This window comes from Alloalcanivorax dieselolei B5 (assembly GCF_000300005.1).
In the GTDB taxonomy this organism is placed as follows: Bacteria; Pseudomonadota; Gammaproteobacteria; order Pseudomonadales; family Alcanivoracaceae; genus Alloalcanivorax; species Alloalcanivorax dieselolei.
In genome coordinates, this window is sequence record NC_018691.1 from 4,426,040 (window position 1) to 4,452,912 (window position 26,873).

A 26,873-nucleotide genomic window follows, 5' to 3' on the forward strand; every position below is an offset into this window, starting at 1 on the left:
GGGGGGCGGCAATTCGATCCGGATTCACGTACAATCGCCGCCCAATCGAACCCGTCTTGAGAAACCATGAAAGACCGTCTGATCGCGCTGATCGACAGCGCCCTGGATACCCTGACCGCCAACGGCGTGCTGCCCGCGGAAGCGCGCCGGCCGGTGCAGATCGAGCGTACCAAGGATAAAAGCCACGGCGACTTCGCCACCAACATCGCGTTGATGCTGGCGAAACCCGCCGGTGTGAAGCCCCGTGATCTGGCCCAGGCCCTGGTGGACGCCCTGCCGGAAGACCCGGCCCTGGCGAAAACCGAGATCGCCGGCCCCGGTTTTATCAATTTTTTTCAATCCGACAACTGGCTCGCCTCGCAGCTGGAAGCGGCCCTGGCCGACGAGCATCTGGCGGTCCCCCGTCCACAGCAGCCACAAACCGTGGTGGTGGACTATTCCGGCCCCAACCTGGCCAAGGAAATGCACGTCGGCCATCTGCGTTCCACCATTATCGGCGATGCCGTGGTGCGCTCGCTGGAGTTTCTCGGCCACAAGGTGATCCGGCAAAACCACGTGGGCGACTGGGGCACCCAGTTCGGCATGCTGCTGGCGTATCTGGAGGAACAGAAAGCCGAGGAAGGCGATACCGAACTGAGCCGCGAACTGGCCAATCTGGAAACCTTCTACCGCGCCGCCAAGCTGCGTTTCGATGAGTCCCCGGAATTCGCCGATCGTGCCCGTGCTTTGGTGGTGAAGCTGCAGTCCGGTGACGAGTACTGTCTGAAATTGTGGAACGAGTTCAACCAGGTTTCCCTGAGCCATTGTTACGCCGTCTATGAGCGTCTGGGCGTCAGCCTCACCGCCACCGACGTGCGCGGTGAAAGCACCTATAACGATGACCTGCCAAAAGTCGTGGCGGACCTGGACGCCGCCGGCCTGCTCACCGAGGACCAGGGCGCCCTGTGTGTGTTCCTGGACGAGTTCCGCAACAAGGACGGTGACACCCTGCCGGTGATCGTGCGCAAGGCGGACGGCGGCTACCTCTATGCCACCACCGATCTGGCGGCCCTGCGTTACCGCGCCAACCAGTTGCAGGCTGATCGCATCCTGTATTTCGTTGATCAGCGTCAGGCCCTGCACTTCCAGCAAATGTTCGCGGTGGCCCGCGAGGCCGGTTTTGTCGGCGCCGGGGTGGATCTGGCCCACATGGGCTTCGGCACCATGAACGGCCCCGATGGCAAGCCGTTCAAAACCCGCGACGGCGGCACCGTGAAACTGATCGACCTGCTCGACGAAGCGGAGCAGCGGGCCTACCAACTGGTCAGCGAGAAGAATCCGGAGCTGGATCAGGACGAGTTGCGCGCCATCGCCCACGCCGTTGGTATCGGCGCGGTGAAATACTCGGATCTGAGCAAGAACCGCACCAGCGACTACGTGTTCAATTTCGATCTGATGCTGAGCTTCGATGGCAACACCGCGCCCTATCTGCTGTACGCCTACACCCGGGTGGTCAGTGTGTTCCGCAAGGCCGGCCTGTCGCTGAATCAGGTGGATGGCGAATTGCTGTTGCGCGAGGAAGCGGAGCAGGCCCTGGCGGCCCGTCTGGTACAGTTCGGCGAGGCCGTGCAGTCGGTGGCGGACAAGGGCCAGCCCCATCTGTTGTGCGCCTACCTCTACGACGTGGCCGGGCTGTTCTCCAGCTTCTACGAGCACTGCCCGATCCTGTCCGGCGATGACGACGCCCTGCGCGCCAGCCGCCTGAAGCTGGCCGCCCTGACCGCCCGCACCCTGTCCGAGGGCCTGCGACTGCTTGGACTGACGCCGCTGGAGCGTATGTAATGGCAAAGAACACCCGCGGCGCCAGCCGCAGCCCTCGCAAGAACAGCAAAAAGCGTCAGGTCCCGGGCTGGGTCTGGTTGTTCACCGGCGTGGTGGCCGGTCTGTTCCTGGCGTTCCTGGTGCATCTGGCCCAGGTACAGAAAGAAGCGGGCACCGCCACCCTGGTGAAAGCCCCGGAACAGTCCGGCCAGGGCAAGGGCAAAAACGACGGCAAACCCAAGGCCAGTGGCGACGAGCCGACCTTCGACTTCTACGCGGTGCTGCCGAAGATGGAAGTGATCGTGCCCAAATCCAAGGACGAGAAACCGGCACCGGCGAAAAAACCGGCCACCTCCGACCGCGATGCCAAACCAGCCACCGCCGCCAAACCCGACACCAGCACGAACGGCGGCACCACCGCCGATGCCGGCGACGGCAAGATCTATATGCTTCAGGCCGGTAGTTTCCGCAACGCCAGCGACGCCGACCGCCGCCGCGCCGAGCTGATCCTCAAGGGCTATGAAGTGCGCCTGCAACCGGTAAAGCTGGAAAACGGCGACACCTGGCACCGGGTCATGATCGGCCCTTACAACAGCGTCAACACCTTGCACAAGGCCCAGGACCAACTGGCCTCCAACGGCGTGGAAACCCTGCCGATCCAGGTGAAAAAGTAATCGCTTACACACGCAACACGCCGGCACGCAAACACGCTAAGCGGACCGGCCTCTGTTGGCTCAGCCCTGATTCCCGGGCAATCCGGCCTTTCCATCTGGCCGCGGGGCTGGCAAGCATGGCGTGCCAGCGATTTCGCCATTGAAATCCCGCCCTCCACCCGCATATCCCCCGGAACACGAATAAGGAGATAGACGCGTGACCACTATCGTATCCGTTCGACGCGGCACCAATGTGGTGATCGGCGGCGACGGCCAGGTAAGCCTGGGAAACACCGTTATGAAAGGCAACGCCCGCAAAGTACGCCGCCTTTACCACGGCAAGGTGATCGCCGGTTTCGCCGGCGGCACCGCGGACGCCTTCACTCTGTTTGAGCGTTTCGAGGCGCAATTGGAAAAACACCAGGGCCATCTGGTCCGGGCCGCCGTGGAACTGGCCAAGGACTGGCGTACCGACCGCGCCCTGCGCCGCCTGGAAGCGCTGCTGGCGGTAGCCGACAAGGACAACTCCCTGATCATCACCGGCAATGGCGACGTGGTGGAACCGGAACAGGGACTGATCGCCATCGGCTCCGGCGGCCCCTTCGCCCAATCCGCCGCCACGGCACTGCTGGAAAACACCGACCTGAGCGCCCGCGACATCGTTGAAAAAAGCCTGAAGATCGCCGGCGACATCTGTATTTACACCAACCAGAATCACGCCTTCGAGGAGCTGACATAGTGGCTTCCCTGACACCGAGAGAAATCGTATCCGAACTGAATCGGCACATTGTTGGCCAGGAAGAGGCCAAGAAAGCGGTGGCCCTGGCCCTGCGCAACCGCTGGCGTCGCATGCAGCTGCCGGCGGAAATGCGTGCCGAAGTCGCCCCCAAGAACATCCTCATGATCGGCCCCACCGGGGTTGGTAAAACCGAGATTGCCCGCCGCTTGGCCAAACTGGCCGACGCCCCTTTCCTGAAAGTGGAAGCCACCAAATTCACCGAAGTGGGCTACGTCGGCCGGGACGTGGAATCAATCATCCGCGACCTGGTGGAAATGGCGGTCAAGATGCTGCGCGAAAAAGCCATCGAGCGAGTCGGCTCCAAAGCCGATGACGCCGCCGAGGAACGCATTCTCGACGCCCTGCTGCCCGCCGCCCGCGGCGAAGAGACCAGTGCCACCGACTCCACTACCCGGCAGGTTTTCCGCAAGAAGCTGCGGGAAGGAGAATTGGACGACCGCGAGATCGATGTCGAGGTCAGCGCCAACCCGGCCGGCGTGGAAATCATGGCACCGCCGGGCATGGAGGAAATGACCAGTCAGCTGCAGCAGATGTTCTCGCGCATGGGCGGCCAGAAGAAACGCCACCGCAAACTGAAAGTGCGCGACGCCCTGCGCCTGCTGCGTGACGAGGAAGCGGCCCGCTTCATCAACGAGGACGAGCTGAAAGTGGAAGCCATCGACGCGGTGGAAAACAACGGCATCGTCTTCCTCGATGAAATCGACAAGGTCGCCAAGCGCTCCGAAACCGGCGGCACCGACGTGTCCCGCGAAGGGGTGCAGCGGGATCTGCTGCCGCTGATCGAAGGCAGCACGGTGAGCACCAAGTACGGCATGGTACGCACCGACCACATCCTGTTCATCGCTTCCGGCGCCTTCCACCTGGCCAAGCCCAGTGATCTGATCCCGGAACTGCAGGGTCGTCTGCCGATCCGCGTGGAACTGAGCGCGCTCACTCCGGAAGATTTCGAGCGCATCCTCACCGAGCCGCGCTGTTCGCTCACCGAGCAATACAAGGCGCTGCTGGCCACCGAAGGCCTCAAAGTCGAGTTCACCGAGGACTGCATCCGCCGCATCGCCGAAGTGGCTTGGCAGGTGAACGAGAAGACCGAGAACATCGGTGCCCGCCGGCTGCACACGGTGCTGGAGAAACTGCTGGAGGAAATCAGCTACGACGCCGACGACCTCGCCACCCAGTACCACGACACACCGCTGAGCCTGGACGCCGAAGCGGTCAATCGCTACCTGGGCGAGTTGGCGGACAACGAGGATCTGAGCCGCTACATCCTCTAAGCCGCCCTCCTTCGACATCCGTCTTCGCGGCGGATGTCGAACCCGTCATCGCCGTTATTTCGCATCCCTCACGCCTTGGCTATACAATAGCCGCCCCCGGTTTTCACGATGACGCGAGGTCAGCATGCCCGAGTACCGCTCCCGCACCACCACCCACGGCCGCAACATGGCCGGGGCCCGCGCCCTGTGGCGCGCCACCGGCATGAAAGACGGTGATTTCGGCAAGCCGATCATCGCCATCGCCAACTCCTTCACCCAGTTCGTGCCCGGGCACGTGCACCTGAAGGATCTGGGCCAGCTGGTGGCCGAGGAAGTGGAAAGAGCGGGCGGCATCGCCAAGGAATTCAACACCATCGCGGTGGACGACGGCATCGCCATGGGCCACGACGGCATGCTTTATTCGCTGCCCAGCCGCGACATCATCGCCGACTCGGTGGAGTACATGGTCAACGCCCACTGCGCCGACGCCATGGTCTGCATCTCCAACTGTGACAAGATCACCCCCGGTATGCTGATGGCCGCCATGCGGCTGAATATCCCGGTGATTTTTGTCTCCGGCGGGCCCATGGAAGCGGGCAAAACCAAACTGTCGGAGCACAAACTGGATCTGGTGGACGCCATGGTGATGGCCGCCGACGACAGCGTCGACGACGAAACCGTCAATGAGGTGGAGCGCTCCGCCTGCCCCACCTGCGGCTCCTGTTCCGGCATGTTCACCGCCAATTCCATGAACTGCCTGACCGAGGCCCTGGGCCTGTCGCTGCCGGGCAACGGCTCACTGCTGGCGACCCACGCCGACCGCCGCGAACTGTTCCTGGAAGCGGGCCGCCGTATCGTCGATCTGGCCCGGCTCTACTACGAGCAGGACATGGACAGCGTGCTGCCGCGTAATATCGCCTCCCATCGGGCGTTCGAGAACGCCATGAGCCTGGACATCGCCATGGGCGGATCCACCAACACCGTGCTGCACTTGCTGGCCGCCGCCCAGGAAGGTGAAGTGAACTTCACCATGGAAGACATCGACCGCCTCAGCCGCAAGGTGCCGTGCCTGTCCAAGGTGGCGCCGGCGACCCAGAAATACCATATGGAAGACGTGCACCGCGCCGGCGGCGTCATGGCTATCCTCGGCGAACTGGACCGCGCCGGCCTGCTGCACCGGGATCTGCCCATGGTGCATTCCGCCACGGTGGCGGAAGCGTTGGAGAAGTACGACGTGACGCGCACCGGCGACGACGCGGTGAAGAAAATGTACAGCGCCGGCCCGGCCGGCATCCCCACCCAGACCGCCTTTAGCCAGGATACCCGCTGGGAGAGCCTCGATGTCGATCGCGCCAACGGCTGTATCCGTGACTACGAGCACGCCTACAGCAAGGACGGCGGTCTGGCGGTGCTGTACGGCAACATCGCCGAGCGCGGCTGTATCGTCAAAACCGCCGGCGTCGACGAGTCCATTCTCACCTTTACCGGCCGTGCCCGCGTGTTCGAATCCCAGGATTCCGCGGTGCGCGCCATCCTCGCTAATCAGATCGTCGCCGGCGACGTGGTGGTGATCCGCTATGAGGGCCCGAAAGGCGGGCCCGGCATGCAGGAAATGCTCTACCCCACCAGCTATCTGAAATCCAAGGGCCTGGGCAAGAGCTGCGCGCTGCTCACCGACGGCCGCTTCTCCGGCGGCACCTCCGGCCTGTCCATCGGCCATGCTTCCCCGGAAGCGGCGGAAGGCGGCGCCATCGGTCTGGTCGAGGAAGGCGACACCATCGAGATCGACATTCCCGATCGCCGCATCCACCTGGCCATCGACGATGGCGAACTGGCCCAGCGGCGTGAGCGCATGGAAAAACGCGGCAAGCTGGCCTGGAAGCCCAAGGAAATCCGCCAGCGCAGCGTCTCCACCGCGCTCAAGGCTTATGCCGCCCTGGCCACCAGCGCCGACCGCGGCGCGGTGCGCGATCTCAGCCAGATCGGGGAGTAACCGACTACCAACCGAACCCTTCCCGGTTGGCGAAATAATCAACTGCCGGTGCAGGCTTGAGAGCGTTGCTCAAACCTGCACCGGGCTCATCGACAGACCAGTTTGGCGGCCAGTTCGGAGATAATGGCGCCATACCGCTTGATCTTGTCTTTTTTGGCCTCCGCACTGGTCATGGAAATGGCAATACCGGCCGCGGGCTGGCCCTGAATATCCATGATCGCGGCGCCCAGGCAGACCATGCCTTCTCTTATTTCCCCTCTATCCAGAGCATAGCCCAGGCCCCGCCAGCGCACCGCTTCCTCCTCGAAGCTGCTGGCATCTTTCACCGCATTGTCGGTAAGAGGCGCCGCCCAGTACTCCGTCACGATGCGTTGGCGTGCCGCCTTCGGCATGGCCGCCAACATCGCCTTGCCGGTAGCGGTATAGATGGCCGGCAGGCGCATGCCAATCTGAAAAGTAAATCCCAGAGGTTTGGTGGCATTACGGCAAGCCAGATAGACAACGTCACCGTCCGCCATGGTGGAAAGCGTGACGGTAAAATCGTCGAGCCGGCGATCTTGGGAAAGCAGGTTCTCGAACTCCCTGACGATGTCCATCCGGTCGAGAAAGGCCGAGCTCCACAGCAACGAACGGCCACCAGGTTCGAAGCCGTCCGTGGAGGACTGAAGCAGCCCCAGCTCGACCAGGGTTTCACATATACCGTGCACGGAGCTTTTCGGTAATTGCAGCGTGCGGGCCAGTTCAGACACCCCCGGGACACGACCGGACGCGGCAACGAAATCCAGAATCCGAACAGCCCGATCGATAGCAGGCACCCGCCGTTTCGATGTCTTTCCGGACATTTCCTCAGTTCCATTCATCGCCCTGGCCCTCTATCTCTTCATTCTCTTCATTGACATCCACTCATTGACATCCACTCGTCCATTGGCCTAATGTTCATCCCAAATATCGAATGTCGTTCCATATATTGAACGGCATCAGTTTACACTGGAGAGCCGTTTTGTCAAAACTCAAAGACCCTTCACTGCTGAAAACCCTTTGCCTGATTGATGGCTCCTGGCAGGCGGCAGCTTCAGGACGAACCTCGAACGTTTTCAATCCCGCCAATGGCGCCCTTATCGGCAGCGTGCCCAACCTGGACGCCACTGAAATTCCAACGGTGATCGACGTCTCGGCGAAAGCCCAACGCCTGTGGGCTGCCCGCTCCGCCAAGGAGCGCGCCATCGTATTACGCCGCTGGTTCGAGCTTATGCTGGAAAACCAGGACGACCTGGCTTTGATCATGACCCTGGAACAGGGCAAGCCATTGGCCGAAGCCAAAGGTGAGATCGCCTACGCCGCCTCCTTCATCGAGTGGTATGCCGAAGAAGCCAAGCGTGTTTACGGCGAAACTATCCCGGCGCCGAACGCCAACCAGCGACTTACCGTACTGCGTCAACCCGTGGGCGTCACCGCCGCCATTACCCCCTGGAACTTCCCGGCCGCCATGATCACCCGCAAAGCCGCCCCGGCCCTGGCGGCGGGGTGTTCCATGATTCTCCGCCCGGCGGAACTGACGCCGTTTTCGGCACTGGCGCTCGGAGAGCTGGCCTGTCGCGCCGGCCTGCCAGCGGGCGTGCTGCAAATCGTCACCGGATCGGCGAGCCAGATCGGCAAGCAGCTCACCGACAGCGAGACGGTTCGCAAGCTGTCCTTCACCGGCTCCACCGAAGTGGGTCGCCTGCTGATGGCGCAATGCGCCGACACCATCAAGAAGCTGTCATTGGAGCTGGGCGGTAACGCGCCCTTCATCGTCTTTGACGACGCTGACCTGGACAAAGCGGTGGAAGGTGCCATGGCTTCCAAATTCCGCAATGCCGGCCAAACCTGTGTCTGCGCCAACCGAATTCTGGTTCAGGAAGGTGTGCACGACGCCTTCGTCGAGAAACTGGCCGCCAAGGTGAAGGCACTGAAGGTCGGGGACGGCCTTGAACCAGGCACCGATATTGGCCCGATGATCGAGCCCAAGGCGCTGGATAAGGTGGAAGATCACATCAACGACGCTCTGGCACAGGGCGGTCAACTGGTCTGCGGTGGCAAACGCCTGGGCGGCCAGTTCTTCGAGCCCACCGTTGTCACTGGCGTTACCGCGCAAATGAAAGTGGCCCGGGAAGAGACCTTCGGCGCGCTTGCTCCGATCTTTTCCTTCGACCGCGAGGAAACGGCCATCGCCATGGCCAACGATACCATCTTTGGCCTCGCCGCCTATTTCTACACCAATGATTATCGACGTGTCGCCCGAGTCAGCGAGCAGTTGGAATACGGCATGGTCGGCCATAACACCGGCCTGATTTCCAACGAGATGGCCCCCTTCGGCGGTGTCAAGCAATCAGGCCTTGGCCGTGAGGGTTCCCACCACGGCATCACCGAATACCTCGAATTGAAATACATCTGTAGCGAGCTGTAGGCAAGCCCAGGCACACCAAGGAGAGATTCAGCATGACCGATGGTATCAAACCTTTTGTTTTCAACACCCCGGGTTCCCTGCATATGGAATGGGGCGGCGCCGCTCGCCTCGGTGAACTTATGCAAGGCTGGTTCAGCGAACGCAACGTTTTGATCGTGACCGACAAATTCCTTCACGAAAACGGTCTCGTTGATCCGGTCAAGGCCTCCCTGCACAACGCCGGCTTTAACGTCTCGGTATTCGACGACGTGGTCGCCGACCCGCCGGAGTCCGTGCTGCTCGGTTGCGTGGAAAACGCCCAGCGAGCCAGAGCCGATATCGTGCTGGGCCTGGGCGGTGGCTCCTCCATGGATATCGCCAAACTGGTGGCGGTGATGCTCAATAGCGATCAGCCCTTGAGCGAGCTCTATGGCATCGACCAGGTGCGCGGCAAGCGTGTCCCTCTGGTCCAGGCACCCACCACCGCCGGCACCGGTTCCGAGGCCACCAACATCACCATTCTGACCACCGGGGAAACCACCAAGATGGGCGTGGTGGCCGAGCAACTCTATGCTGACAAGGTGTTGCTCGACGCGGAACTTTCCCGCGGTTTGCCGCCCTTGCAAACCGCCGCCACGGGCATCGATGCCATGGTGCATGCGATTGAATCCTATACATCGGTGGAAAAGAAAAATCCGCTATCCGATGCACTGGCCCGGGAGGCGCTTCGCCTGCTGACCACTCATTTGCTCTGCGCTTGCCAGGATGGCGACAATCGTCAGGCCAGGGAAGCCATGTTGCTCGGTGCCAATCTGGCCGGCCAGGCGTTCGCCAACAGCCCGGTCGCCGCCGTTCATGCCCTGGCTTATCCACTGGGAGGGCATTTTCATCTTTCCCATGGCCTCACGAATGCCCTGATGCTTGGCCCGGTCTTACGCTTCAACATGAAAGCCGCCGCGCCGTTGTACGCGGAACTCGCCGACGTGGTGCTCGGCCCCTGCGAGGACAACGTGCAGACCCGCTCATCCCATTTCGTCGCCTTCATGCAGGATCTGATGAACCGTTCCGGGGCCCCCCAACGTCTACGGGACACGGGCGTAACCCAAGACAGCCTCCCGACCCTGGCGAAGGACGCCATGCTGCAAACCCGACTCCTCAAGAACAACCCGGTGGAAGTTACCGAAGCTGACGCTTTGGCCCTGTACAGGGAAGCGTTCTAAGGAGCTTCTGAATACCTATTACGGCGTTTCTGCAAGGCCTGGAAGGCCAGCCACGCTTTCCTCCGTGGCCGTATCAGCAACCCATCGACCACGTTATGATGTCCGCCAGGCTTATTGGAGGACTGAGATGACACTTGCCTATTGGTGCGTTCTGGCGGCAATCCTGTTGCCCTACGTCTTCACCGGCTTCGCCAAGTTCCAGGGCGGCTTCGGGCTACGCCAGAACCACAATCCGCGGGAGTTCCTGGAAACCCTGGAAGGCGGCCGCAAGCGTGCCCACTGGGCTCAACAGAACAGTTTCGAAATCGCTCCGGCGTTCGCCGCCGCGGTGATCATCGCCCATCTGGCGCAGACCGCGCCGCAACCCACCATTGACGGCATTGCCGTCGCCTTTGTCTTGAGCCGTGTCATGTACGGTGTCTGCTACATCGCCGACTGGGCCAGCGCCCGTTCCCTGGTGTGGTTTTTCGGCATCGGCTGTATCATTGCACTCTTTATTGGCACCGGTGCCTGAGGATTCTCATGTCGGTTAACGAATTTCTGGAAAAAGCCTGGTCCGACAAGGGCCCGAAGCTGGTCAGCGGCTTTTCACGCCCGCTATACCACAATCTGGTGGGCCTGCTGAAAGGCCGCAAATACGATAAGCGCGCCTACGGCGGCATGATCCGCCACACCGAGGCCGGCATGCTCACCGAGTGGGCCAGCCAGGTCCCCGCCGGCGGCGTGATCGTGGAAATCGGCTGCTATGGCGGTCTGTCCACCAGCTACCTGCTCAACGGTTTGCGCAAGAAAGGCGGCAAGATCTACGCCATCGACCCGTTCAACTCCGACCTGGACAAGCAGGAAGAGCTCACCGACGACTGTGTGCCGCTGGAGAACAAGCCGACCAAATCCCTGGTGGAACAGCGCCTCAAGCGCAACGGCTTCGACGGTATGTTCGAGCTGATCGAGGGCTTCTCCCAGGAAGCCGCCCACAACTGGAATCCGGAAGTGAAAATCGACTTCCTGTGGATCGACGGCAACCACGAGCAGGCCTACCAGGACTTCAAGGACTTCGAACCGTTCCTCAACCCCGGCGCCCGGGTGGCGGTGCATGATGCCCACCCCCGCTACGGCTACGCCGCGGTGGTGGAAGACGTGAAGAAGATCTTCGCCGAAGGCGCCTGGGCCGACCTGGAACATGTGAAGAGCATCATTACCGGCCGCAAGGTGGGCTGACCACCCGAGCCGACGGGGCGCCGGGCGCCCCCATCATGCCATGCCGTACCGCATACGCATCAACCAGCGTCACACCCTGGACTGCCCGGAATCGAAGACCATTCTGGAAGCCGCCCGGGAAGCCGGATTTGGTTTCCCTCACGCCTGCCGCAACGGCGTCTGCCGGCGCTGCGAGGGGCGCCTCGAGCGCGGTAGCGTACTCCTGACCCGCTCTCGCGGCCCGCTGAGCGCGGGAGAAAGCGGCGCCGATGCGGTGCTATACTGCGTGGCCTTTCCGATCAGCGACTGCGAGATCGATGTGCCAGATATAACCGCCCCCGGAGAGATTCCGGAGCAGACTCTGCGTTGCCAAATTCGCCAGCGGGAGTCCCTCAACCACGACGTCAGTCGGATCTGGTTGCGACTGCCCGCCGGCCGGCAAGCCCATTGGTATGCCGGTCAATACCTGATTCTCGACCTGCCCCACGGGCAGTACCCGTTTTCCATCGCCAACGCCCCCGGCGGCCGTGAGCTGGAACTGCATATCCGTCACGGCCACGACAACCCCGGCGCCCGCCGCATCATGGCGGACCTGGCCGGCGCCAGCACGGTATCGGTGATCCTGCCCCAGGGCCTGCGCTACCTGGACACGCCACCGCCTCGCCCACTGTGGTTCATTTGCGGTTCCACCGGTTTCGCGCCGGTGAAGGCGATGATCGAACGCCTGATCCAGGTCGGCTTCGAATACCCGGTGCGGCTGTTCTGGGGCGCCCGCACCGAACAGGACCTGTACCTGCCCGCCCTGCCCTCCCAATGGCAGGACGCGTTGCCGGACTTCCATGCGGTCACCGCGCTGTCCGACATCAGCAAACCCGGGCACGCCCAGGGGCTGGTCCACGAAGCCGCCCTGGAAGCGTTGGAACAGCCGGAGCAGCCGCTGTTCTACATCGGCGGCTCACCGGCCATGGTGTGGGCGGTGCACGACGCTCTGGTGGAAGAAGGGGTTCCCGCCAGCAACATGCATTCCGACGTGTTCGATTACGCGCCCCGCGATTGACGTCCCGTGCGCTCGCCGGGCTGCCGGCGGCGCACTATCCCGAAACAATATCTCAAAAAAATGAATAATCCGGCGCCGGAGCACGCCGATGACCGTCCCCCCGTCTGGCTCCGGGCTCGGGCAGACGGCACAATGGGCACTGTTTGTCAGCGCGGACCTCTTATGGACGATCCGAACACAGCCTCGAAACCCGAGACCCTGGTCGCCTGCCCGGTATGTGACTTGGTACTGCGGGTCTCGGCGCCGGACAAGGGGCAATGGGTGCGGTGTCCGCGCTGCCGCCACCCGCTGGTGCGTCCGCCGGAGGACCGCCATCTGACCCCGGCCCTGGCCGTCGCCGCGCTGGTGATGCTGGCCGTGGCGCTGTCGTTTCCCTATATCGAATTCCAACGCTCCGGTATCGGCGAAAGCATGACCGTGCTCGACGCCGCCACCAAACTGGCCGCCTTCCACCATCCGGAACTGGGCCTGCTGGTGTTCGGCACCATCGTGGTGCTGCCGGCGCTGTACCTGCTGGCGGTATTGTGGATCGAATTCAGCCTGGGCCGGCGCCCGCGTCTAGCGGGCACCCGCACTCTGATCCGCGCCCTGCATTACTGCAAACCGTGGATGATGGCCGATGTGTTCGCCATCGCCGCGCTGGTCAGTCTGGTCAAGATCATCGGCATGGCGGAGGTGTTTCTGAAACCAGGATTCTGGACCTTCGCCGGTTTCGCCCTGCTCCTGCTGATGGTGGTGCAACGGGTCAATCCACTGGTGATGTGGGCCCGCCTGGAAGGACCGCCGCAAGCGCCGCCCGCTCTGCGTCCGGGATTGTCCGCGCGCCTGCAGCATTACCAGGGCTGCGAGCAATGCAGCCAGTTGCAGCCCATCGAACACCAACACTGCGACCGTTGTTCCGCGCGCCTGCATTCACGGCACCCGGACAGCATCCAGCGCACCCTCGCCTATCTGGTGGCGGCCACCATCGCCTGCTTCCCCGCCCATCTGTATCCGATCATGGTGACCACCAGCCTCGGCAACACTCAACCCGCCACCATCATCTCCGGAGTATTACAATTCATCGCTCATGGTGACTGGCCCATTGCCCTGGTGATCTTCACCGCCAGCGTGGTGGTGCCGTTCGGCAAGATCCTGGCATTGAGCTGGTTGTGTCTGGCCAGCCGCCGCGAGAAACCCCTGGATATGCCGGCGCAAATGGCGCTGTATCGCTTTACCGAATGGATCGGCCGCTGGTCGATGATCGATGTTTTCGTGGTGGCCATCGTGGTGGCGCTGGTGCGCCTGGGTAATCTGATGTCCATCGACCCCGGCCCGGGAGGGATGGCGTTCGCCGCCGTGGTGATTCTCACCATGCTGGCCGCGCACAGCTTCGACCCGCGCCTGATCTGGGACCAACAACAGCGACGAACGGATGACTACGACGCCCTCGAACGCCGCGCCTGAACGGCGCCCGAAACTCTCGCCAGTGTGGCTGATCCCGCTGGGCGCCCTGCTGATCGGTCTATGGCTGGCTTTCGACCACTGGGCCAGCCAGGGGCCCACCGTGGTGTTGAAAATGACCGACGCCGAAGGTATCGAGGCCAGCAAGACAGCGGTCAAAACCCGCAATGTACAGGTGGGCCAGGTGGAGGAAGTGGCGCTGTCCGAGGATCTCAGCCATACCCTGGTGACGGTGCGCATGCAGCAGGACACCGCCCGCATGCTCAACGACAAGACCCGTTTCTGGGTGGTGAAACCGCGCATCGGCCGGGAGGGCATCAGCGGCCTCGGCACGGTGCTCTCCGGCGCCTACATTGAATTGCAACCCGGCGACGGCAAGAAGGAAAAACGCCGCTTCCAGGTGGAAGAAAAGCCGCCGATCACCGAAGCCGGCGCCAAGGGGCTGTATCTGACCCTGAATGCCCATCCCGGCAGCAGCGTCGCCACCGGCGATCCGGTCACTTACCGCAACCTCACCGTGGGCCGGGTGGTGGACACCGAATTCCTGGCCGCAGAAAAGATCATTCGCCACCGTATCTTCATCGAGGAGCCCTACGACGTGCTGGTCACCGAGAGCGTGCGCTTCTGGAACGTATCCGGCGTCACGCTGCAACTGGACTCCGGTGGTTTCAAAGTGGGCATGCAATCCATCGAAACGTTGATCGGCGGCGGCATCACCTTCGGCGTGCCGGATCAGGACATGCCCGTTGGCGCGCCGGCCGAGCCGGATAGTGAATTCGAACTGTACGCCGACGAGGAAGCCGCCCGCCGTGGTCTGTTCGACCAGTACCTGGAATATGTGATGCTGGTGCAGGATTCGGTACGCGGTCTGCGCCGGGGCGCACCGGTGGAATACCGGGGCGTGCGCATGGGGACGGTGGAGCAGGTGCCCTGGCACTTCACCGCCGACCAGCCGGAAGCACTGACGCGTTTCGCCATCCCGGTGCTGATTCGCATTGAGCCCCAGCGGATTCTTGAAGAAGGGGAAGCGGATCTGGACGAATGGCGCGACCGCCTGGATCGCATGTTTGGTCATGGCCTGCGCGCCACGCTCAAATCCGGCAACCTGCTGACTGGCGCGCTGTTCGTGGATCTGAATTTCCAGCGCAATGCCGAGCCGTTCGAGCAAGCCCGGTTTGAAGACGTGCCGGTGTTCCCCAGTTCCACGGGCAGTCTGGCCCAGTTGGAAAGCCAGGTGGCCGAGTTGATGGACAAGATCAACAGCCTGCCGCTGGAACAGATCGGCGACAAGCTGGACCGTAATCTGGCGGCCTCGGAAACCACGCTCAAGGCCTTCGCCGGTACCGCCGAGCGGTTGCGGCAGTTGCTTGAGGATCCGGCGGTGGCCGGCATGCCGGAGCGTCTCAACGACACCCTCAGCGCCCTGGAAAAAACCCTGGCGGGTCTGGAGCCCGGCTCCGACGCCTATCGGCAGCTGTCCGGCACCTTGCAACGGATGGAACAGTTACTGCGCGACGCCGAGCCCTTGATGCGGACCCTCAAGGAACACCCCAACGCCCTGATTTTCAGCACTGACCCGGAGCCGGATTATGAGCCCAAAGCGGCCCGTTAGACTTGTCCTTGTTCTGCCGTTACTGGTGGCACTGCTGGCCGCCTGCGCCAGCAACCCCGCTGGTCCCTCGGTCCAGTATCTACTGCCGGGCGCGGCGCAATCGGCGCTTCGCGGGGAGCTGCCGGACATCCGGCTGGACACCGCCGGTTACCTGGATCAGTCCGGGGTGATCATGCAAACCAGCGCGGTGGAAGTGCGTGCCGCCCGCCAGCATCAATGGGCGGAACCGCTGCCCCGGCAGTTGGCCCGTTCACTGGCGGCGCGGCTGGCCCGGGCCGGAGTTGCCGCTCCCGGGCGCCTGGAAGTTCTGGTCACCCGTTTCCAGGGCACCGCCGAAGGCGAGGCGGTGATCGAGGGGCAGTGGCGTTTCCTGGGCGATCAGGGTACCCGTTCCGGCGCGCACTTCCTGGAACGGCGGCCGCTGCCACGGGACGGCTATCCGGCCCTGGTGGAACAATTGGATGCCGGCTGGAACGCGGTGGCGGATGGCATCGCGAACGGTTTGACCGGCGCGGCCCGGTAATCGAAATTCACGGCCCGGCTTCCCATGAAGGGAATTACGAAGCCGCTGTAGGAGCTTGCCTGCAAGCGAATCTTTTGCCCCGTTCGCTTGCAGGCAAGCTCCTACAGCGGCTTCGCGGAGACTGACCGGGACCTGTTCAGTTCGGCATGGGCAGGGACGGCAGCGCGCTGTCCAGCCGGGAAACCCGGCGCTCCAGCGCCTGATCCGCTTTGCTGTGATCGCCGAGCGCCCGATACAGCCGCGCCAGTTCCGCCAGGGCGGTGGCGCTCTGGCTGGAATTGGCCGCGGCCTCGAAGAAGCTCTGCGCCTTGCCCCACAGGCGCGCTTTCAGCGCCACCCGCCCGGCGGTGATCAACACCGCGGCATTACCGGGCCGTTCCGCCAGCCACCCTTCCAGAACCTGCAGCAAGTCATCCGGCGGCACATCGTCGATGGCCTCCAGCACCGGGGGCAAACGGTCATCCCACTCCTTGCCCAGTTGCTCGCGCACCAGGCCCAGAGCCACTTTGCCCTGGCCCAGCTGCGCCAGGAAGCCGGCGTAGCGGGCTTTCATCGCCGGATCGTTCTTCAGTGCCACCGGCACCGATTTCCACAACCGTCGCAACTCGGCGGCGCGGGACTCGGCATCATTGAACCCGGGCTTCTGCGCTACTTCCTGCACCCTCGCCAGCCAGGCCCGGCGCTCGCGGCGCGCCACACTCTGCTCGTCGAGCACCTTGCGCAGCCGGGGAATCAGGTCGCACAGTGCCGGCCAGTCATGCAGCCGGTCCAGCACATCGGCGTACAACGTCAGAATCCGGCGATTGTTGGGCGCCTGTTTGAGCAGCGCTTCCAGTTCATGACGGGCCTGTTCCGGCTGGCCATCGTCCAGAGCAAACCGGGCCCGCATCAGACCGCTCATCAGCAGCCCCCGGCGATCCGCCGACGCCTCGCCCAGATACTGCTCCAGCGCCTCACCATCGCCGCGCTCGCGGGCGCATTCCGCCGCCAGCAACCAGGCCGCCAGCGGCCAGTCCCCTTCACGGCCGGCGGCGCTCAGCAGCCGTTCCGCCTTTTTGATATCACCGTCCACCAGCAGCACCAGGCCGCTCTTCAGACGGCGACGGGCCACCGCACGACGGAACCGGCGTGTGGCACGCACCGGTTCCGCCAATTGCCACAATCCGTTGAGAATCAGGGTCACCACCACCAGTGCCACCGCCGCCAGTACCGTCACCAGCACGGCGAAACCCAACGTGGTATCCATTTCCCAATTACCGCGCACCAGCAGCAGATAGCCGGAATCCGCCGCCATCCAGCGGCCCAGCGCGGCCGCCGCGATCAGTGCCAGAACCAGCAACAGGAGGATTTTTTTCATGCGTCACCCTCCTTGCGCTTGAGCTCACGAATCGCCGCCAGACCGCCGCCAATATCCGGCAACGCCTGACTGACCGCTTCCTCGTCCAGCTCATCCAGTGCGGAAAGCAGATGGCGGGTGGCCGGATTGTCTCCACGGAACCACTGTGTGATGGTTTCCCGGGCCTGATTCAGAGCCTGTCCGTAACTCTCCGCGCGCCCCTGCAACAACGCCAGTTGCGCCTGCTGCAGGCTGGTATTGATGCTCAACCGCACCAGCGCTGCTTCGCTTAGCGTCATCGGCAGCGGCTCGGCGCCATCGTGATGGCGAATGTTCACCGGCAGATGGGAAAGGAATTGTTGCCACCAGGAAGGCTTGGCGTTGTCGTCACCGGCGTGGCTGTTTTGCGGACGCTCGCGCAACGGGACCGCCAGTTCATCGACCCGCTCGCGCAGAGCGCCGAGCCGCAGCACCAAAGCCTGGACGTCCATTTGCAGGGCCGCGTTGAGCGCTTCCATGTCGGCGGCCAGGGCACGGCGGGCCGGCAGTGTCTGCGGATCATCCAAACGGGCCAGGGTTTCGTCGGCGGCCTTGAGCAAACGCCGCGCCGCTTCGGCGTCGCCGGTGAGCAGCAGACGCTGGCTGGCCAGACTGGCCAGCGATTCCGCCTCGGTGATCAGCCACAGGCGCTGGCCGCCCTGGCTCATGTCATTCAGTTTTTCGCGATCCCGCGCCATGCGGGCTTCGGTTTCTTCCTGGGTATGGCGCAAAGCCGCCAGCGCCTGACGCTGTTTCCGGCTTTCCTCACCCTGCTGGTCCAGCCGTTTTTCCAGACCGGCCACCTGCTGTTCCAGACCACTGCGCTGCCCTTCCAGGATCTGCCACTGCTGCCATCCCCACCAACCGGCGCCCGCCAGCGCGGCGATCACGATCAGCAGAATAATCAACGGCCATAGAGCCAGGCCCCGCTGGGACGAAAGTGGACGGTACAGCGTCATGGGAGCTCCCTTTTTTGTCATCCCGTGTTGTCATCCCGGCGCCCCGCGCCGGTGATCGCCAAAATGGCGGCATTTCCTTTGATACGATCCGGAACAAGCCTGAAAAGCCGGGCGACGAAACGCCCAACAAGCCACAGCATAACCCGCTCCGGAAAGAAGAAAACCTTTGAATCACGGCCGTTGCGCCACGGTTGCAATTTTTTACGTCAATCGCCGCTGGCGACCAACGCCGTCACCATATCCCGATCATGGGCACTGGCGGCCACCGTCACCGGCCCCCGGTGGTCTTCGCGCACCGCCCGCGCCACCCGTTCCCCGGCGCTCACCACCGTGGCCGCGGCGGGCACCCGCGCCGCTATCGCGCGCCAGCCATCGACACTGGTGACCAGCACCACCGAAGCCGTATCGGGCCAGTGAAAGGAGGGATCGGCACAGCGCCGGTAGAAGGGAATGATGTCGACCTCGGCACCGCGTTCGCGCAACCGAGCGGCGAGCCAGTCACGGCCGCTGTCCGCGCGGCAAATCAGGATGCGCTGCTCCGCCACGTCCGCCAGACAGGGCAGCGCCAGCACCGCTTCGGAGTTGAAACCGGCGCCAGGGTATTCCGGCGTCATCCCCGCCGCCGACAGCACCCGGGCGGTGGCCTCGCCCACCGTCAGCCAGTGCACGCCCACCGGCCATTGCGGCCAGACATCGGCGAACGCCTCCAGCGCCAGCTCGGCGGCGTTGGCGCTGACGAAGAACACCGCGTGGTAAAGGTCCAGATCCAGGATTCGCCGCCGGTCCGCCGCCGACAGTGGCAACGGCTCGATGGCCAGCGCCGGCTGGTGAACGGGGACATGGCCGGCATCACGCAACAGCGCCGCCAGCGTCTCGCCCTGCCCCCGCGGCCGGGTGATCAGCACCGTACTCATGAGCGTTGATACAGCTCCGCCAGAATGCGCTCGGCGCCCTGCTCCAGCAGCGACTCGGCCACCCGCACACCCAGTGCCGCGGCCTGTTCACGAGGCGCCCGGGCCTCGGCCCGCAGCACGGTATCGCCGCTTTCGCTGGCCACCAGGCCACGCAGCCAGAGGGTATCGCCCTCCAACAGGGCAAAACCCGCGATCGGCACCTGGCAACCGCCTTCCAGACGGCGATTCATGGCCCGCTCGGCGCTGACCCGGTCCCAGGTAAGCGGGTCATTGAGCGGTGCCAGCAAAGCCTGCACCGGCTCATCTCCAGCCCGGCATTCAATACCCACCGCGCCCTGGCCCACCGCCGGCAGGGACTCTTCCGGCGGCATTTCATAGCGGATACGATCGTGCATCTCCAGCCGTTTGAGGCCGGCGGCGGCCAGAATGATGGCGTCGAAGTCACCACTGTCCAGCTTGCCGAGCCGGGTCTGTACGTTGCCGCGCAGACTGGAGACCTTCAGATCCGGCCGGTTGGCCAGCACCTGGGCCTGGCGCCGCAGGCTGGAGGTGCCGACACAGGCGCCTTCCGGCAAGGCGGACAGGGCATCGTGGTGGTTGGAAACGAAGGCGTCACGGGGGTCCTCCCGTTCACAGATCACCGGCAAAGCCATGCCTTCCGGGAGTTCCATCGGCACGTCCTTCATGGAATGCACGGCGATGTCGGCGCGGCCGTCCATCATCGCCTGCTCCAGTTCCTTCACGAACAGGCCCTTGCCGCCGATCTTGGCCAGCGGCGTATCGAGAATCTTGTCGCCCTGCGTCTTGATCCGCACCAGTTCCACCGAGAGGCCCTCGTGCAGGGCTTCCAGCCGCCGCTGGACATACTCGGCCTGCCAGATGGCCAGGGGGCTGGAACGGGTGGCGATGCGCAGAATGCGGCTCATGAAGCTCTCCTGAACAGGTAAGGAACCGTGGGCCGCACATTCTACCGGAAAGAGGACCGGGTCGGCGTCAATTCCGATTCAGCAGCGCCTGCCGCAGCCCGGACAGGTGGCGGCGACTGACCGGCAGGCGCGCATCCAGATCGCGCAGGCGCACTTCATAGCCGCCGTCGGAGCCACTGTGCTCCAGCGCTTCGATGTAATGCAGCGCCACCAGGGTGCTGCGGTGGGTGCGCACGAACAGGCCGTCGAATTCCTTCTCCAGATCCTTGAGCGGTTCGTTGATCACCACCGATCCGCCGGTGTGATAGACGGTGACGTATTTCTGATCGGCCTGGAAATAGCGCACGTCCTCCACCTGCACCAGTTCCAGGCCACGGTAAGTGCGGGCGCTGATATGACGGCGCTGACGCGGCCGGTTGGCGGCCATGCGATGCTGCACTTCCGCCAGTTGCACCTGATTCAGGGCGCGGACTTTCTCCAGCGCCTGGCGCAGATCGGCCTCGCTCACCGGCTTGAGCAGATAATCCAATGCGTGGACCCGGAAGGCTTGCAGCGCGTGTTCCTCGAAAGCGGTACAGAAGATCACCGCCGGTGCCGGTTCCAGGCAGGTCAGGTGGGCACTGGCCTCGAGGCCGTCCATATCCGGCATGCGGATGTCCATCAGCACCACATCCGGGTGCAAACGGCTGGCGCTGGCCAAGGCTTCACGTCCGGTGCCGGCCTCGGCCACCACTTCCATGTCGCATCGTTCCACCAGCCGCTTCAGTCGCATTCGGGCCAGGGCTTCGTCGTCACAGACCAATACGCGCATGCGTCCCCCTTTTCCTGTCCGTGCTTCATTCTGTCGTTATGTCTTCCGGCACGTTTTCCCGCCCCTGCCCGGCCTCCGCTCCGGGACAGGCGGGAAAACGGATTTCCACATCATAATGCCGCTTCAGATCGCGGGCGCGCACCTCCACCTGATTGCCATGCAGCACTTCCAGACGATGGCGCACATTTTCCAGCGCCATGCGGTTGCCGCGGTGATGGCCTTCCCCTTCCGGTTTCGGGTTGCGCACGCTCAACACTATACGGCCTTCCTGGCACCGGGCTCTGATGGTGATCACACCCCCGCCGGGCAGCGGTTGAATGCCGTGATAAATGGCGTTTTCCAACAAGGGCTGCAGGGTCAGCAGCGGCATTTCCTGAAGCCGTGGATCCAGATCGACACGCCAATTCACCCGCAGCCGCTCTCCGAGACGCAGTTGCTCGATATTGATATAGCGCTCACACAGCGACAATTCCTCGGTCATGGGCACCGGGTCCGCGTTGTCCTTGAGGCTGGCCCGGAACAGCTTGGACAGATCCTCCACGGCCCGCTCAGCGGCATCCGGGTCGATACTGATCAGACTGGCGATGATGTTCATGGAATTGAACAGGAAATGCGGCCGGATCCGCGACTGCAGCGCCTGCAAACGGGCCTGCAACTGGGCCTGCCCCTGACGCCGCAGCTGTTCCTGCACATAGACGTAACGCATCACCAGACCGGCCAGGATGGTGGCGATCAGCACGTTGATGAGGATATTCGGGTGCCAGAGGGTGTTGCCCGACGGTGACCAGGATAGCCAGCCGGTGAGCATGTTGGCGGCGGCGCTGAACACCAGCGTGTTCGCCGATACCACCACGACCACCGCCAGGGCCGCCCAGGAATGAGGCAAGCGATTCAGCCAGCGGCGCAGCAGACAAATCAGCGCCGCGGAACTGAGCGCCACCCACTGGATGAACAGCGAGGTCAACGCCAGCCGGCCGAGACTGAACGCCTGGTAGTAACTGGCCACCAGCGCCACCACGATGGCCATCAGCTCCGCCACCACCACCACCACCAGCACCGCCCGGGCGGAGCACAGATCGGGCAGGAAAGCATTTTGCGAGGAGGTATCCATGCCAGCGGTTATACCCTGCCGGGCGCACCACAGCCAGCCCCGGGGTGTTATACTGCGCGCCCGTTATCCGGCCGTCTGGCGACCGGCGCCTTCAACCGAATGCGAGAGCAAGATGAGCGACAAGCAACAGCAAAACAAACTCTGGGGCGGCCGCTTCAGCGAATCCACCGACGCCTTCGTGCAGGCGTTCACCGCCAGTGTGCTGTTCGACCAGCGCATGTACCGCCAGGACATCCAGGGCTCCCAGGCCCACGCCAGCATGCTGGCGGAAGTCGGTGTGCTCACCACCGAGGAGCGCGACGCCATCCTCAAGGGGCTGGACGAAATCCGCCAGGAGATCGAGGACGGGGAATTCCAATGGTCGGTGGCGCTGGAAGACGTGCACATGAACATCGAGGCGCGGCTCACCGACAAAATCGGCATCACCGGCAAGAAGCTGCACACCGGCCGCTCCCGCAACGACCAGGTGGCCACCGACATCCGCCTGTGGCTGCGTGACGAGATCGACCTGCTGGACGGCGAACTGCTGCGCCTGATGAGCGGCCTGCTGGATCTGGCCGAACGCGAAGCCGCCACCATCATGCCCGGCTTCACCCACCTGCAGACCGCCCAGCCGGTGACCTTCGGCCACCATCTGCTGGCCTGGTTCGAGATGCTCAAGCGCGACCGCGAGCGGCTTCTGGACTGCCGCAAAAGAGTCAATCGCATGCCCTTGGGTGCCGCCGCGCTGGCCGGTACCACCTATCCGATCAAGCGGGAACGCACCTGCGAGTTGCTCGGCTTCGACGCCGTGTGCGAGAACTCCCTGGACGCGGTCAGCGATCGCGACTTCGCCATCGAGTTCTGTGCCCTGGCGGCGCTGTCCATGACCCACCTGTCACGGATCAGCGAGGAACTGGTGCTGTGGACCAGTGCCCAGTTCAACTTCATCGACCTGCCAGACCGGTTCTGCACCGGCAGCTCGATCATGCCGCAGAAGAAAAACCCGGATGTGCCGGAACTGGTGCGCGGCAAGACCGGCCGCGTCAACGGCCATCTGATCAGCCTGCTGACCCTGATGAAAAGCCAGCCGCTGGCCTACAACAAGGACAACCAGGAAGACAAGGAACCGCTGTTTGACGCCGTGGACACCCTGGCTGGCAGCCTGCGCGCCTTCGCCGACATGATCCCGGCGCTGGAACCGAACCGGGAAGTAATGCGCGAAGCGGCCCGCCGCGGCTTCGCCACCGCCACCGACCTGGCCGACTACCTGGTGCGCAAGGGCATCCCGTTCCGCGACTCCCACGAGATCGTCGGCAAGGCGGTGGCCTACGGCGTCAGCAAGAAGAAGGACCTGGGCGACATGAGCCTGTCCGAGCTGCGCCAGTTCAGCGACCAGATTGATGACGACGTGTTCGAAGTGCTGACCCTGGAAGGCTCGGTGAGCGCCCGCAACCATATCGGCGGCACCGCCCCGGAACAGGTACGCGCCGCCGTGGCCCGTGCCCGCGAGGCGCTCGGCGCCTGAGACATCCGCGCTATCGCGGTCCTCTTCATACAGGAAAGGACCGCGATTCCCGGCTCAGAACCAATCCTCGAGCGGCAGTCCCGGCACCCGATCGAATTCCTTGGTGTTGTGGGTCACCAGCGCCAGCCCATTCGCCAATGCCGTACCCGCAATCAGGGTGTCCAGCGGGCCAATGGGCGTACCGGTGTTTTCCAGATACGCACGTACCCTGGCCGCATGACGGGCCTCATTCGCCGCGAAGGGCAACAGCCTGACCACGCTCAGCAGGCCATCAAACTGATTTCGTAACCGGTCCGGGTTAGCTGATTTGGCGATTCCGGTTTCGATTTCGTAGGCGACGACCGCGGGGATGGCGACATTCGCCGGTGATGTGGCCATCAGCCGATCAACAACCCGCCCCTTCCCTTTGAAGAAATAGATCAGGGTATTGGTGTCCAGCGCATACATCAAAGGGGCTCTCGCGGCGCGTCCGGGCCGCTGTCTGGACGTAATTCGGCTTCATCGGGGAAGTCCGGCCATGCGCCCGCCAAGTCGCGGACTTCCTTGGGCCAATCCGTCCTGGTCTTTTCCTTGATCAGCTCCGCTATCCATCGGCTCACCGGCACACCGGAAGACGCCGCCGCTGCGCGCAACGATTTTTCGCTTTCGTCATCCAGGTAGATCGTCACTTGTCCCATCGATGCTTCTCCACGAACCACTTATATGTCCAATTATATTTGGTTATTTTTTAAACGCAAACTGGGAGAATCTCAGCCCCGGAGGCTGATTCGAAGCAAGCGGTTTCAGAGCTCATGGAGAGTCGGCGGGCAGCGTTCCAGGACCGTGTGCGGCACCCTGACTCACCACCTGCCTGAATTCATCTCTACCAGGACAGCCCGACCGCAATACCTTCAGAAATCCGCGCTCACCGACAGCACCGCCGTGCGCGGCGCGCCCACGGTGAGCATGCTCCAGCTGTTGGCACTGGCCCAGTACGCTCTGTCCCCCACGTTCTGCACGGTGAATCGCACCGTCACCGGGGTTCCGGCCAGGTCCGCCCGGTAACGCGCGCCCACATCCCAGGTGGTCCAGGACGGCAGTTCGCGGTCGTTGCTGCTGTCCAGGTACTGCTCTGCGGTGTGGGTGGCGGACGCCGACAAGGTCAGGTTCGGTAGCGGAGCCGGATCCCACTCAACGGTCATATTGGCTTGAAAGTCCGGAACACCGATCGGCGTGTTGCCTTTTTTGGCGGGGTCTTCGCTGCGTGTGTATTCGGCGTCCATGATCATCAACCCGGACATTAACCGGAGACGCTCGGTGAGACGGCCGAACAGCATCGCTTCGATGCCCCGGTTGCGCTGTTCACCGCTGCTTCGGTAAACCGTGCCGTCCAGTTCCGCCGACGGTTTGGTGATTTGGAACGCATCCAGGGTGGCGCCGAGCCCGCCCCGGTCCAGCTTGACGCCCACTTCGTACTGTTTGGCCACGTACGGCGCCAACGCCTGCCCGGCGTTATCGGCGGTCACCGGCGCGATGTCGCCACGGCTGAGCCCTTCGGTGTAATTGCCATAAAAGGACACGCCGGACCAGGGCGACACCACCACTCCGCCGAACAGCGCTGTCTCGCCTTTGTCATAGCGGTTGCCGCGCACACCGGCGTTGTAATTATCGGTTTCGATGCGCTGGCGGCGGGCGCCCAGCGTCACCTGCAAACGCCGATCAAGAAACGACAGGGTATCGGCCACCGCCACGCCGCTGAATTCGGATTCGGACAGCTTGGGAATGCCGGCAGGCCGCGCCACCGGGATTTCCGCGTGATCCACCGGATCATAAATGTTCGAGTCCCAATCATCGGTGGCGTAAACCGCGCCACGCCGATAGGTTTCCCGGTAGCGGCTGACCTGCAACGACATTTCGTGACTCACCCAGGCGCTATCCAGCAGGGCCCGCAGCCCGACATCGGCGGTACGACGCTGATTGCGGAACAGCATATAGGACGGGGAATCCTTCACATCTCCGGCGCTGTTCTGAATCACCGGATAGCCGAACAGGCGGTCCACCTCACTGTCACCACCGCCCACGTTGGCGAACAGCATCAACTGATCGTCAAGATCGTATTCGGTGGACAGCAGCATCGACTGGTCATCCACGCGGGACCATTCCCACGGCTGGGTCACGTTGCGCCGGCCGTCGGGCGCACCGGGCAAAGGTACGCCGGCGGCGATCATCAGTTCCCGGGACGGGGCATCGTAGTCCTCGCGCTGATCCAGCAGATCCAGGCTGGCGCGCAGCCGATCCCCCTGATAATCCACCGCCAGGGCGGCATAGCCGGAGGTCCGTTCCTGATTGTCCAAACGGGTGTCTCCGTCGGTGTGACCGCCGTTGAAGCGGACGCCCCAGCGGCGCTGTTCACCGAACCGGCGGCTCACATCCACGGCACCCCCGAATTGCCGGTCCTGGGTAAATTGCAGCTCCGCCCGATTGAGGTCGGTGTCCTGGGCGCGCTTGGGCACCACATTGATGGTGCCGCCGACGCTGCTGTTGGGAGACAGACCATTGAGCAGGGTGGACGGCCCCTTGAGCACTTCCACCCGCTCGGCGTAACCGGTCAGCACCCGGTAGTTGGGCGCCACCCCGAACACACCGTTGTAGGACACCTCGCCGGAGTTGCCCTCGTTCATGGCAAAGCCACGGATGAAGAAGGAATCTAGCATGCCGCCGGCACCACTGGCGTTACGCACCGAGGGGTCATTGCGGACCATTTCCGCCACCGTGCGCGCCTGGAGATTATCGATGGTCTCGCGGGTATAGCTGGTGATGTTCACCGGCGCGTCCATGTAATCCTTGTTGCCGAGCATGCCGACCTGACCGCCGCTGGCGAGCTGGCCGCCCTCGTACGGCACCGGAAGCGCCACCGCCGGCGAGCCGCCAATGCCGGCGCTCACCTCCACCCGGTCCAGTACTTGTGCGTGTTCGGCACGGATCACATAGACCGCCTCGGCGGCGCGGCGGGCGGCCAATCCGGTGCCGGCCAGCAACTGGCGCAGGCCCTCGTCCACGGTGTATTCACCGCGCAGACCGGGGCAATGCCCGCCGTCCAGCAAACCGGCGCCAGCCTGCACGCTGATACCGGCGATGTCGGCGAAACGGTACAGCGTCGGTGCCAGGGCTCCGGGCGGCAGATCATAGGACTGGCGCGGTGCCGGGTCGGCCATCGCCAGCAGCGGCAGCAGCAGGAGCAGGAGCAGTGCCCACCACGGCCGTGACCACACGGCACTGCGTTGAACGCGGAGAAACGGAAGCATCACGGTCATTACTG

The 26,873-nt window shown here is 63.5% G+C and carries 24 protein-coding genes; 14 read left to right on the top strand and 10 right to left on the bottom strand.

Going from position 1 to position 26,873, the window contains the following annotated elements; genetic code table 11:
* Window positions 1-66: 66 nt before the first annotated feature.
* The 5 genes from argS to ilvD all read left to right on the top strand — a co-directional run bounded on the left by argS (window position 67) and on the right by ilvD (window position 6,495).
* Entirely contained in the window at window positions 67-1,821 is a 1,755-nt protein-coding gene (argS, locus tag B5T_RS19815) for an arginine--tRNA ligase (protein WP_014996303.1), read from the top strand.
* Window positions 1,821-2,474, top strand: a complete 654-nt coding sequence (locus B5T_RS19820; protein ID WP_014996304.1) for an SPOR domain-containing protein — start codon at window positions 1,821-1,823, stop codon at window positions 2,472-2,474. The genes argS and B5T_RS19820 overlap by 1 nt, the downstream gene beginning before the upstream one ends.
* A 196-nt stretch (window positions 2,475-2,670) precedes the next feature.
* Window positions 2,671-3,192, top strand: coding sequence for an ATP-dependent protease subunit HslV (hslV, locus tag B5T_RS19825; protein ID WP_014996305.1), 522 nt, complete (start codon window positions 2,671-2,673; stop codon window positions 3,190-3,192).
* Window positions 3,192-4,523: an ATP-dependent protease ATPase subunit HslU gene (gene hslU / locus B5T_RS19830; protein ID WP_014996306.1), complete on the top strand. Its 1,332-nt coding sequence runs from the start codon at window positions 3,192-3,194 to the stop codon at window positions 4,521-4,523. Before hslV ends, hslU begins: the two co-directional genes overlap by 1 nt.
* 124 nt (window positions 4,524-4,647) lie before the next feature.
* Window positions 4,648-6,495, top strand: coding sequence for a dihydroxy-acid dehydratase (gene ilvD, locus B5T_RS19835; RefSeq protein WP_014996307.1), 1,848 nt, complete (start codon window positions 4,648-4,650; stop codon window positions 6,493-6,495).
* Window positions 6,496-6,581: 86 nt separating this feature from the next.
* On the opposite strand, the gene B5T_RS19840 is transcribed toward ilvD, so the two are convergent.
* Complete coding sequence (locus B5T_RS19840; protein WP_167321227.1) at window positions 6,582-7,337, bottom strand: IclR family transcriptional regulator; 756 nt, start codon at window positions 7,335-7,337, stop codon at window positions 6,582-6,584.
* Window positions 7,338-7,495: 158 nt separating this feature from the next.
* Between B5T_RS19840 and B5T_RS19845 the strand changes: the two genes are divergently transcribed.
* The 8 genes from B5T_RS19845 to B5T_RS19880 all read left to right on the top strand — a co-directional run bounded on the left by B5T_RS19845 (window position 7,496) and on the right by B5T_RS19880 (window position 15,972).
* Window positions 7,496-8,941, top strand: coding sequence for an NAD-dependent succinate-semialdehyde dehydrogenase (locus tag B5T_RS19845; RefSeq protein WP_014996309.1), 1,446 nt, complete (start codon window positions 7,496-7,498; stop codon window positions 8,939-8,941).
* A gap of 44 nt (window positions 8,942-8,985) precedes the next feature.
* Window positions 8,986-10,140 (top strand): iron-containing alcohol dehydrogenase, encoded by a 1,155-nt coding sequence (locus B5T_RS19850; protein WP_373287304.1) that lies wholly within the window; start codon window positions 8,986-8,988, stop codon window positions 10,138-10,140.
* Between the two features lie 127 nt (window positions 10,141-10,267).
* Window positions 10,268-10,654, top strand: coding sequence for an MAPEG family protein (locus B5T_RS19855; RefSeq protein ID WP_014996311.1), 387 nt, complete (start codon window positions 10,268-10,270; stop codon window positions 10,652-10,654).
* Window positions 10,655-10,662: 8 nt separating this feature from the next.
* Window positions 10,663-11,358 carry a class I SAM-dependent methyltransferase gene (locus B5T_RS19860; RefSeq protein ID WP_014996312.1) on the top strand — a complete coding sequence of 232 codons (696 nt, stop codon included), beginning with the start codon at window positions 10,663-10,665 and terminating at the stop codon, window positions 11,356-11,358.
* A gap of 40 nt (window positions 11,359-11,398) precedes the next feature.
* The gene (locus B5T_RS19865) at window positions 11,399-12,394 is read left to right on the top strand and encodes a 2Fe-2S iron-sulfur cluster-binding protein (RefSeq protein ID WP_014996313.1); all 996 of its coding nucleotides are present in this window, start codon (window positions 11,399-11,401) and stop codon (window positions 12,392-12,394) included.
* Window positions 12,395-12,556: 162 nt separating this feature from the next.
* Window positions 12,557-13,840, top strand: a complete 1,284-nt coding sequence (locus tag B5T_RS19870) for a paraquat-inducible protein A (RefSeq protein WP_014996314.1) — start codon at window positions 12,557-12,559, stop codon at window positions 13,838-13,840.
* Window positions 13,809-15,449, top strand: a complete 1,641-nt coding sequence (gene pqiB, locus B5T_RS19875; RefSeq protein WP_041717150.1) for an intermembrane transport protein PqiB — start codon at window positions 13,809-13,811, stop codon at window positions 15,447-15,449. Before B5T_RS19870 ends, pqiB begins: the two co-directional genes overlap by 32 nt.
* Window positions 15,427-15,972 carry a PqiC family protein gene (locus B5T_RS19880; RefSeq protein ID WP_051015552.1) on the top strand — a complete coding sequence of 182 codons (546 nt, stop codon included), beginning with the start codon at window positions 15,427-15,429 and terminating at the stop codon, window positions 15,970-15,972. Before pqiB ends, B5T_RS19880 begins: the two co-directional genes overlap by 23 nt.
* A gap of 136 nt (window positions 15,973-16,108) precedes the next feature.
* Here B5T_RS19880 and B5T_RS19885 read toward each other — a convergent pair whose 3' ends face one another.
* From B5T_RS19885 to B5T_RS19910, 6 genes are all read right to left on the bottom strand, one after another.
* On the bottom strand, window positions 16,109-17,329 hold the full coding sequence (locus tag B5T_RS19885) for a heme biosynthesis protein HemY (RefSeq protein ID WP_014996317.1): 1,221 nt from the start codon (window positions 17,327-17,329) through the stop codon (window positions 16,109-16,111).
* Complete coding sequence (locus B5T_RS19890; RefSeq protein WP_014996318.1) at window positions 17,326-18,306, bottom strand: uroporphyrinogen-III C-methyltransferase; 981 nt, start codon at window positions 18,304-18,306, stop codon at window positions 17,326-17,328. Before B5T_RS19890 ends, B5T_RS19885 begins: the two co-directional genes overlap by 4 nt.
* A gap of 206 nt (window positions 18,307-18,512) precedes the next feature.
* Window positions 18,513-19,220, bottom strand: a complete 708-nt coding sequence (locus B5T_RS19895; protein ID WP_041717151.1) for a uroporphyrinogen-III synthase — start codon at window positions 19,218-19,220, stop codon at window positions 18,513-18,515.
* Window positions 19,217-20,146 (bottom strand): hydroxymethylbilane synthase, encoded by a 930-nt coding sequence (gene hemC, locus B5T_RS19900; RefSeq protein ID WP_014996320.1) that lies wholly within the window; start codon window positions 20,144-20,146, stop codon window positions 19,217-19,219. Before hemC ends, B5T_RS19895 begins: the two co-directional genes overlap by 4 nt.
* A gap of 67 nt (window positions 20,147-20,213) precedes the next feature.
* The gene (locus tag B5T_RS19905; protein ID WP_014996321.1) at window positions 20,214-20,957 is read right to left on the bottom strand and encodes a LytR/AlgR family response regulator transcription factor; all 744 of its coding nucleotides are present in this window, start codon (window positions 20,955-20,957) and stop codon (window positions 20,214-20,216) included.
* 25 nt (window positions 20,958-20,982) lie between these two features.
* Window positions 20,983-22,068, bottom strand: a complete 1,086-nt coding sequence (locus B5T_RS19910; protein WP_014996322.1) for a sensor histidine kinase — start codon at window positions 22,066-22,068, stop codon at window positions 20,983-20,985.
* 112 nt (window positions 22,069-22,180) lie between these two features.
* On the opposite strand from B5T_RS19910, the gene argH reads away from it, so the two are divergent.
* Window positions 22,181-23,575: an argininosuccinate lyase gene (argH, locus tag B5T_RS19915; RefSeq protein WP_014996323.1), complete on the top strand. Its 1,395-nt coding sequence runs from the start codon at window positions 22,181-22,183 to the stop codon at window positions 23,573-23,575.
* A gap of 54 nt (window positions 23,576-23,629) precedes the next feature.
* Here the strand turns inward: argH and B5T_RS19920 are convergent, their stop codons facing one another.
* The 3 genes from B5T_RS19920 to B5T_RS19930 all read right to left on the bottom strand — a co-directional run bounded on the left by B5T_RS19920 (window position 23,630) and on the right by B5T_RS19930 (window position 26,868).
* Entirely contained in the window at window positions 23,630-24,022 is a 393-nt protein-coding gene (locus B5T_RS19920) for a type II toxin-antitoxin system VapC family toxin (RefSeq protein ID WP_014996324.1), read from the bottom strand.
* A complete protein-coding gene (locus tag B5T_RS19925; RefSeq protein WP_014996325.1) occupies window positions 24,022-24,252 on the bottom strand; it encodes a hypothetical protein in 231 nt (76 codons plus the stop codon). The genes B5T_RS19920 and B5T_RS19925 overlap by 1 nt, the downstream gene beginning before the upstream one ends.
* A gap of 213 nt (window positions 24,253-24,465) precedes the next feature.
* Window positions 24,466-26,868 carry a TonB-dependent receptor gene (locus tag B5T_RS19930; protein ID WP_014996326.1) on the bottom strand — a complete coding sequence of 801 codons (2,403 nt, stop codon included), beginning with the start codon at window positions 26,866-26,868 and terminating at the stop codon, window positions 24,466-24,468.
* Between the last annotated feature and the right edge of the window lie 5 nt (window positions 26,869-26,873).

Coding starts and splice junctions, on each gene's coding strand:
- argS (WP_014996303.1), top strand. CDS start 67: ATGAAAGACCGTCTGATCGCGCTGATCGACAGCGCCCTGGATACCCTG.
- B5T_RS19820 (WP_014996304.1), top strand. CDS start 1,821: ATGGCAAAGAACACCCGCGGCGCCAGCCGCAGCCCTCGCAAGAACAGC.
- ilvD (WP_014996307.1), top strand. CDS start 4,648: ATGCCCGAGTACCGCTCCCGCACCACCACCCACGGCCGCAACATGGCC.
- B5T_RS19840 (WP_167321227.1), bottom strand. CDS start 7,337: ATGTCCGGAAAGACATCGAAACGGCGGGTGCCTGCTATCGATCGGGCT.
- B5T_RS19855 (WP_014996311.1), top strand. CDS start 10,268: ATGACACTTGCCTATTGGTGCGTTCTGGCGGCAATCCTGTTGCCCTAC.
- B5T_RS19860 (WP_014996312.1), top strand. CDS start 10,663: ATGTCGGTTAACGAATTTCTGGAAAAAGCCTGGTCCGACAAGGGCCCG.
- B5T_RS19865 (WP_014996313.1), top strand. CDS start 11,399: ATGCCGTACCGCATACGCATCAACCAGCGTCACACCCTGGACTGCCCG.
- B5T_RS19870 (WP_014996314.1), top strand. CDS start 12,557: ATGGACGATCCGAACACAGCCTCGAAACCCGAGACCCTGGTCGCCTGC.
- pqiB (WP_041717150.1), top strand. CDS start 13,809: ATGACTACGACGCCCTCGAACGCCGCGCCTGAACGGCGCCCGAAACTC.
- B5T_RS19880 (WP_051015552.1), top strand. CDS start 15,427: ATGAGCCCAAAGCGGCCCGTTAGACTTGTCCTTGTTCTGCCGTTACTG.
- B5T_RS19885 (WP_014996317.1), bottom strand. CDS start 17,329: ATGAAAAAAATCCTCCTGTTGCTGGTTCTGGCACTGATCGCGGCGGCC.
- B5T_RS19890 (WP_014996318.1), bottom strand. CDS start 18,306: ATGACGCTGTACCGTCCACTTTCGTCCCAGCGGGGCCTGGCTCTATGG.
- B5T_RS19895 (WP_041717151.1), bottom strand. CDS start 19,220: ATGAGTACGGTGCTGATCACCCGGCCGCGGGGGCAGGGCGAGACGCTG.
- hemC (WP_014996320.1), bottom strand. CDS start 20,146: ATGAGCCGCATTCTGCGCATCGCCACCCGTTCCAGCCCCCTGGCCATC.
- B5T_RS19905 (WP_014996321.1), bottom strand. CDS start 20,957: ATGCGCGTATTGGTCTGTGACGACGAAGCCCTGGCCCGAATGCGACTG.
- B5T_RS19910 (WP_014996322.1), bottom strand. CDS start 22,068: ATGGATACCTCCTCGCAAAATGCTTTCCTGCCCGATCTGTGCTCCGCC.
- argH (WP_014996323.1), top strand. CDS start 22,181: ATGAGCGACAAGCAACAGCAAAACAAACTCTGGGGCGGCCGCTTCAGC.
- B5T_RS19920 (WP_014996324.1), bottom strand. CDS start 24,022: ATGTATGCGCTGGACACCAATACCCTGATCTATTTCTTCAAAGGGAAG.
- B5T_RS19925 (WP_014996325.1), bottom strand. CDS start 24,252: ATGGGACAAGTGACGATCTACCTGGATGACGAAAGCGAAAAATCGTTG.
- B5T_RS19930 (WP_014996326.1), bottom strand. CDS start 26,868: ATGACCGTGATGCTTCCGTTTCTCCGCGTTCAACGCAGTGCCGTGTGG.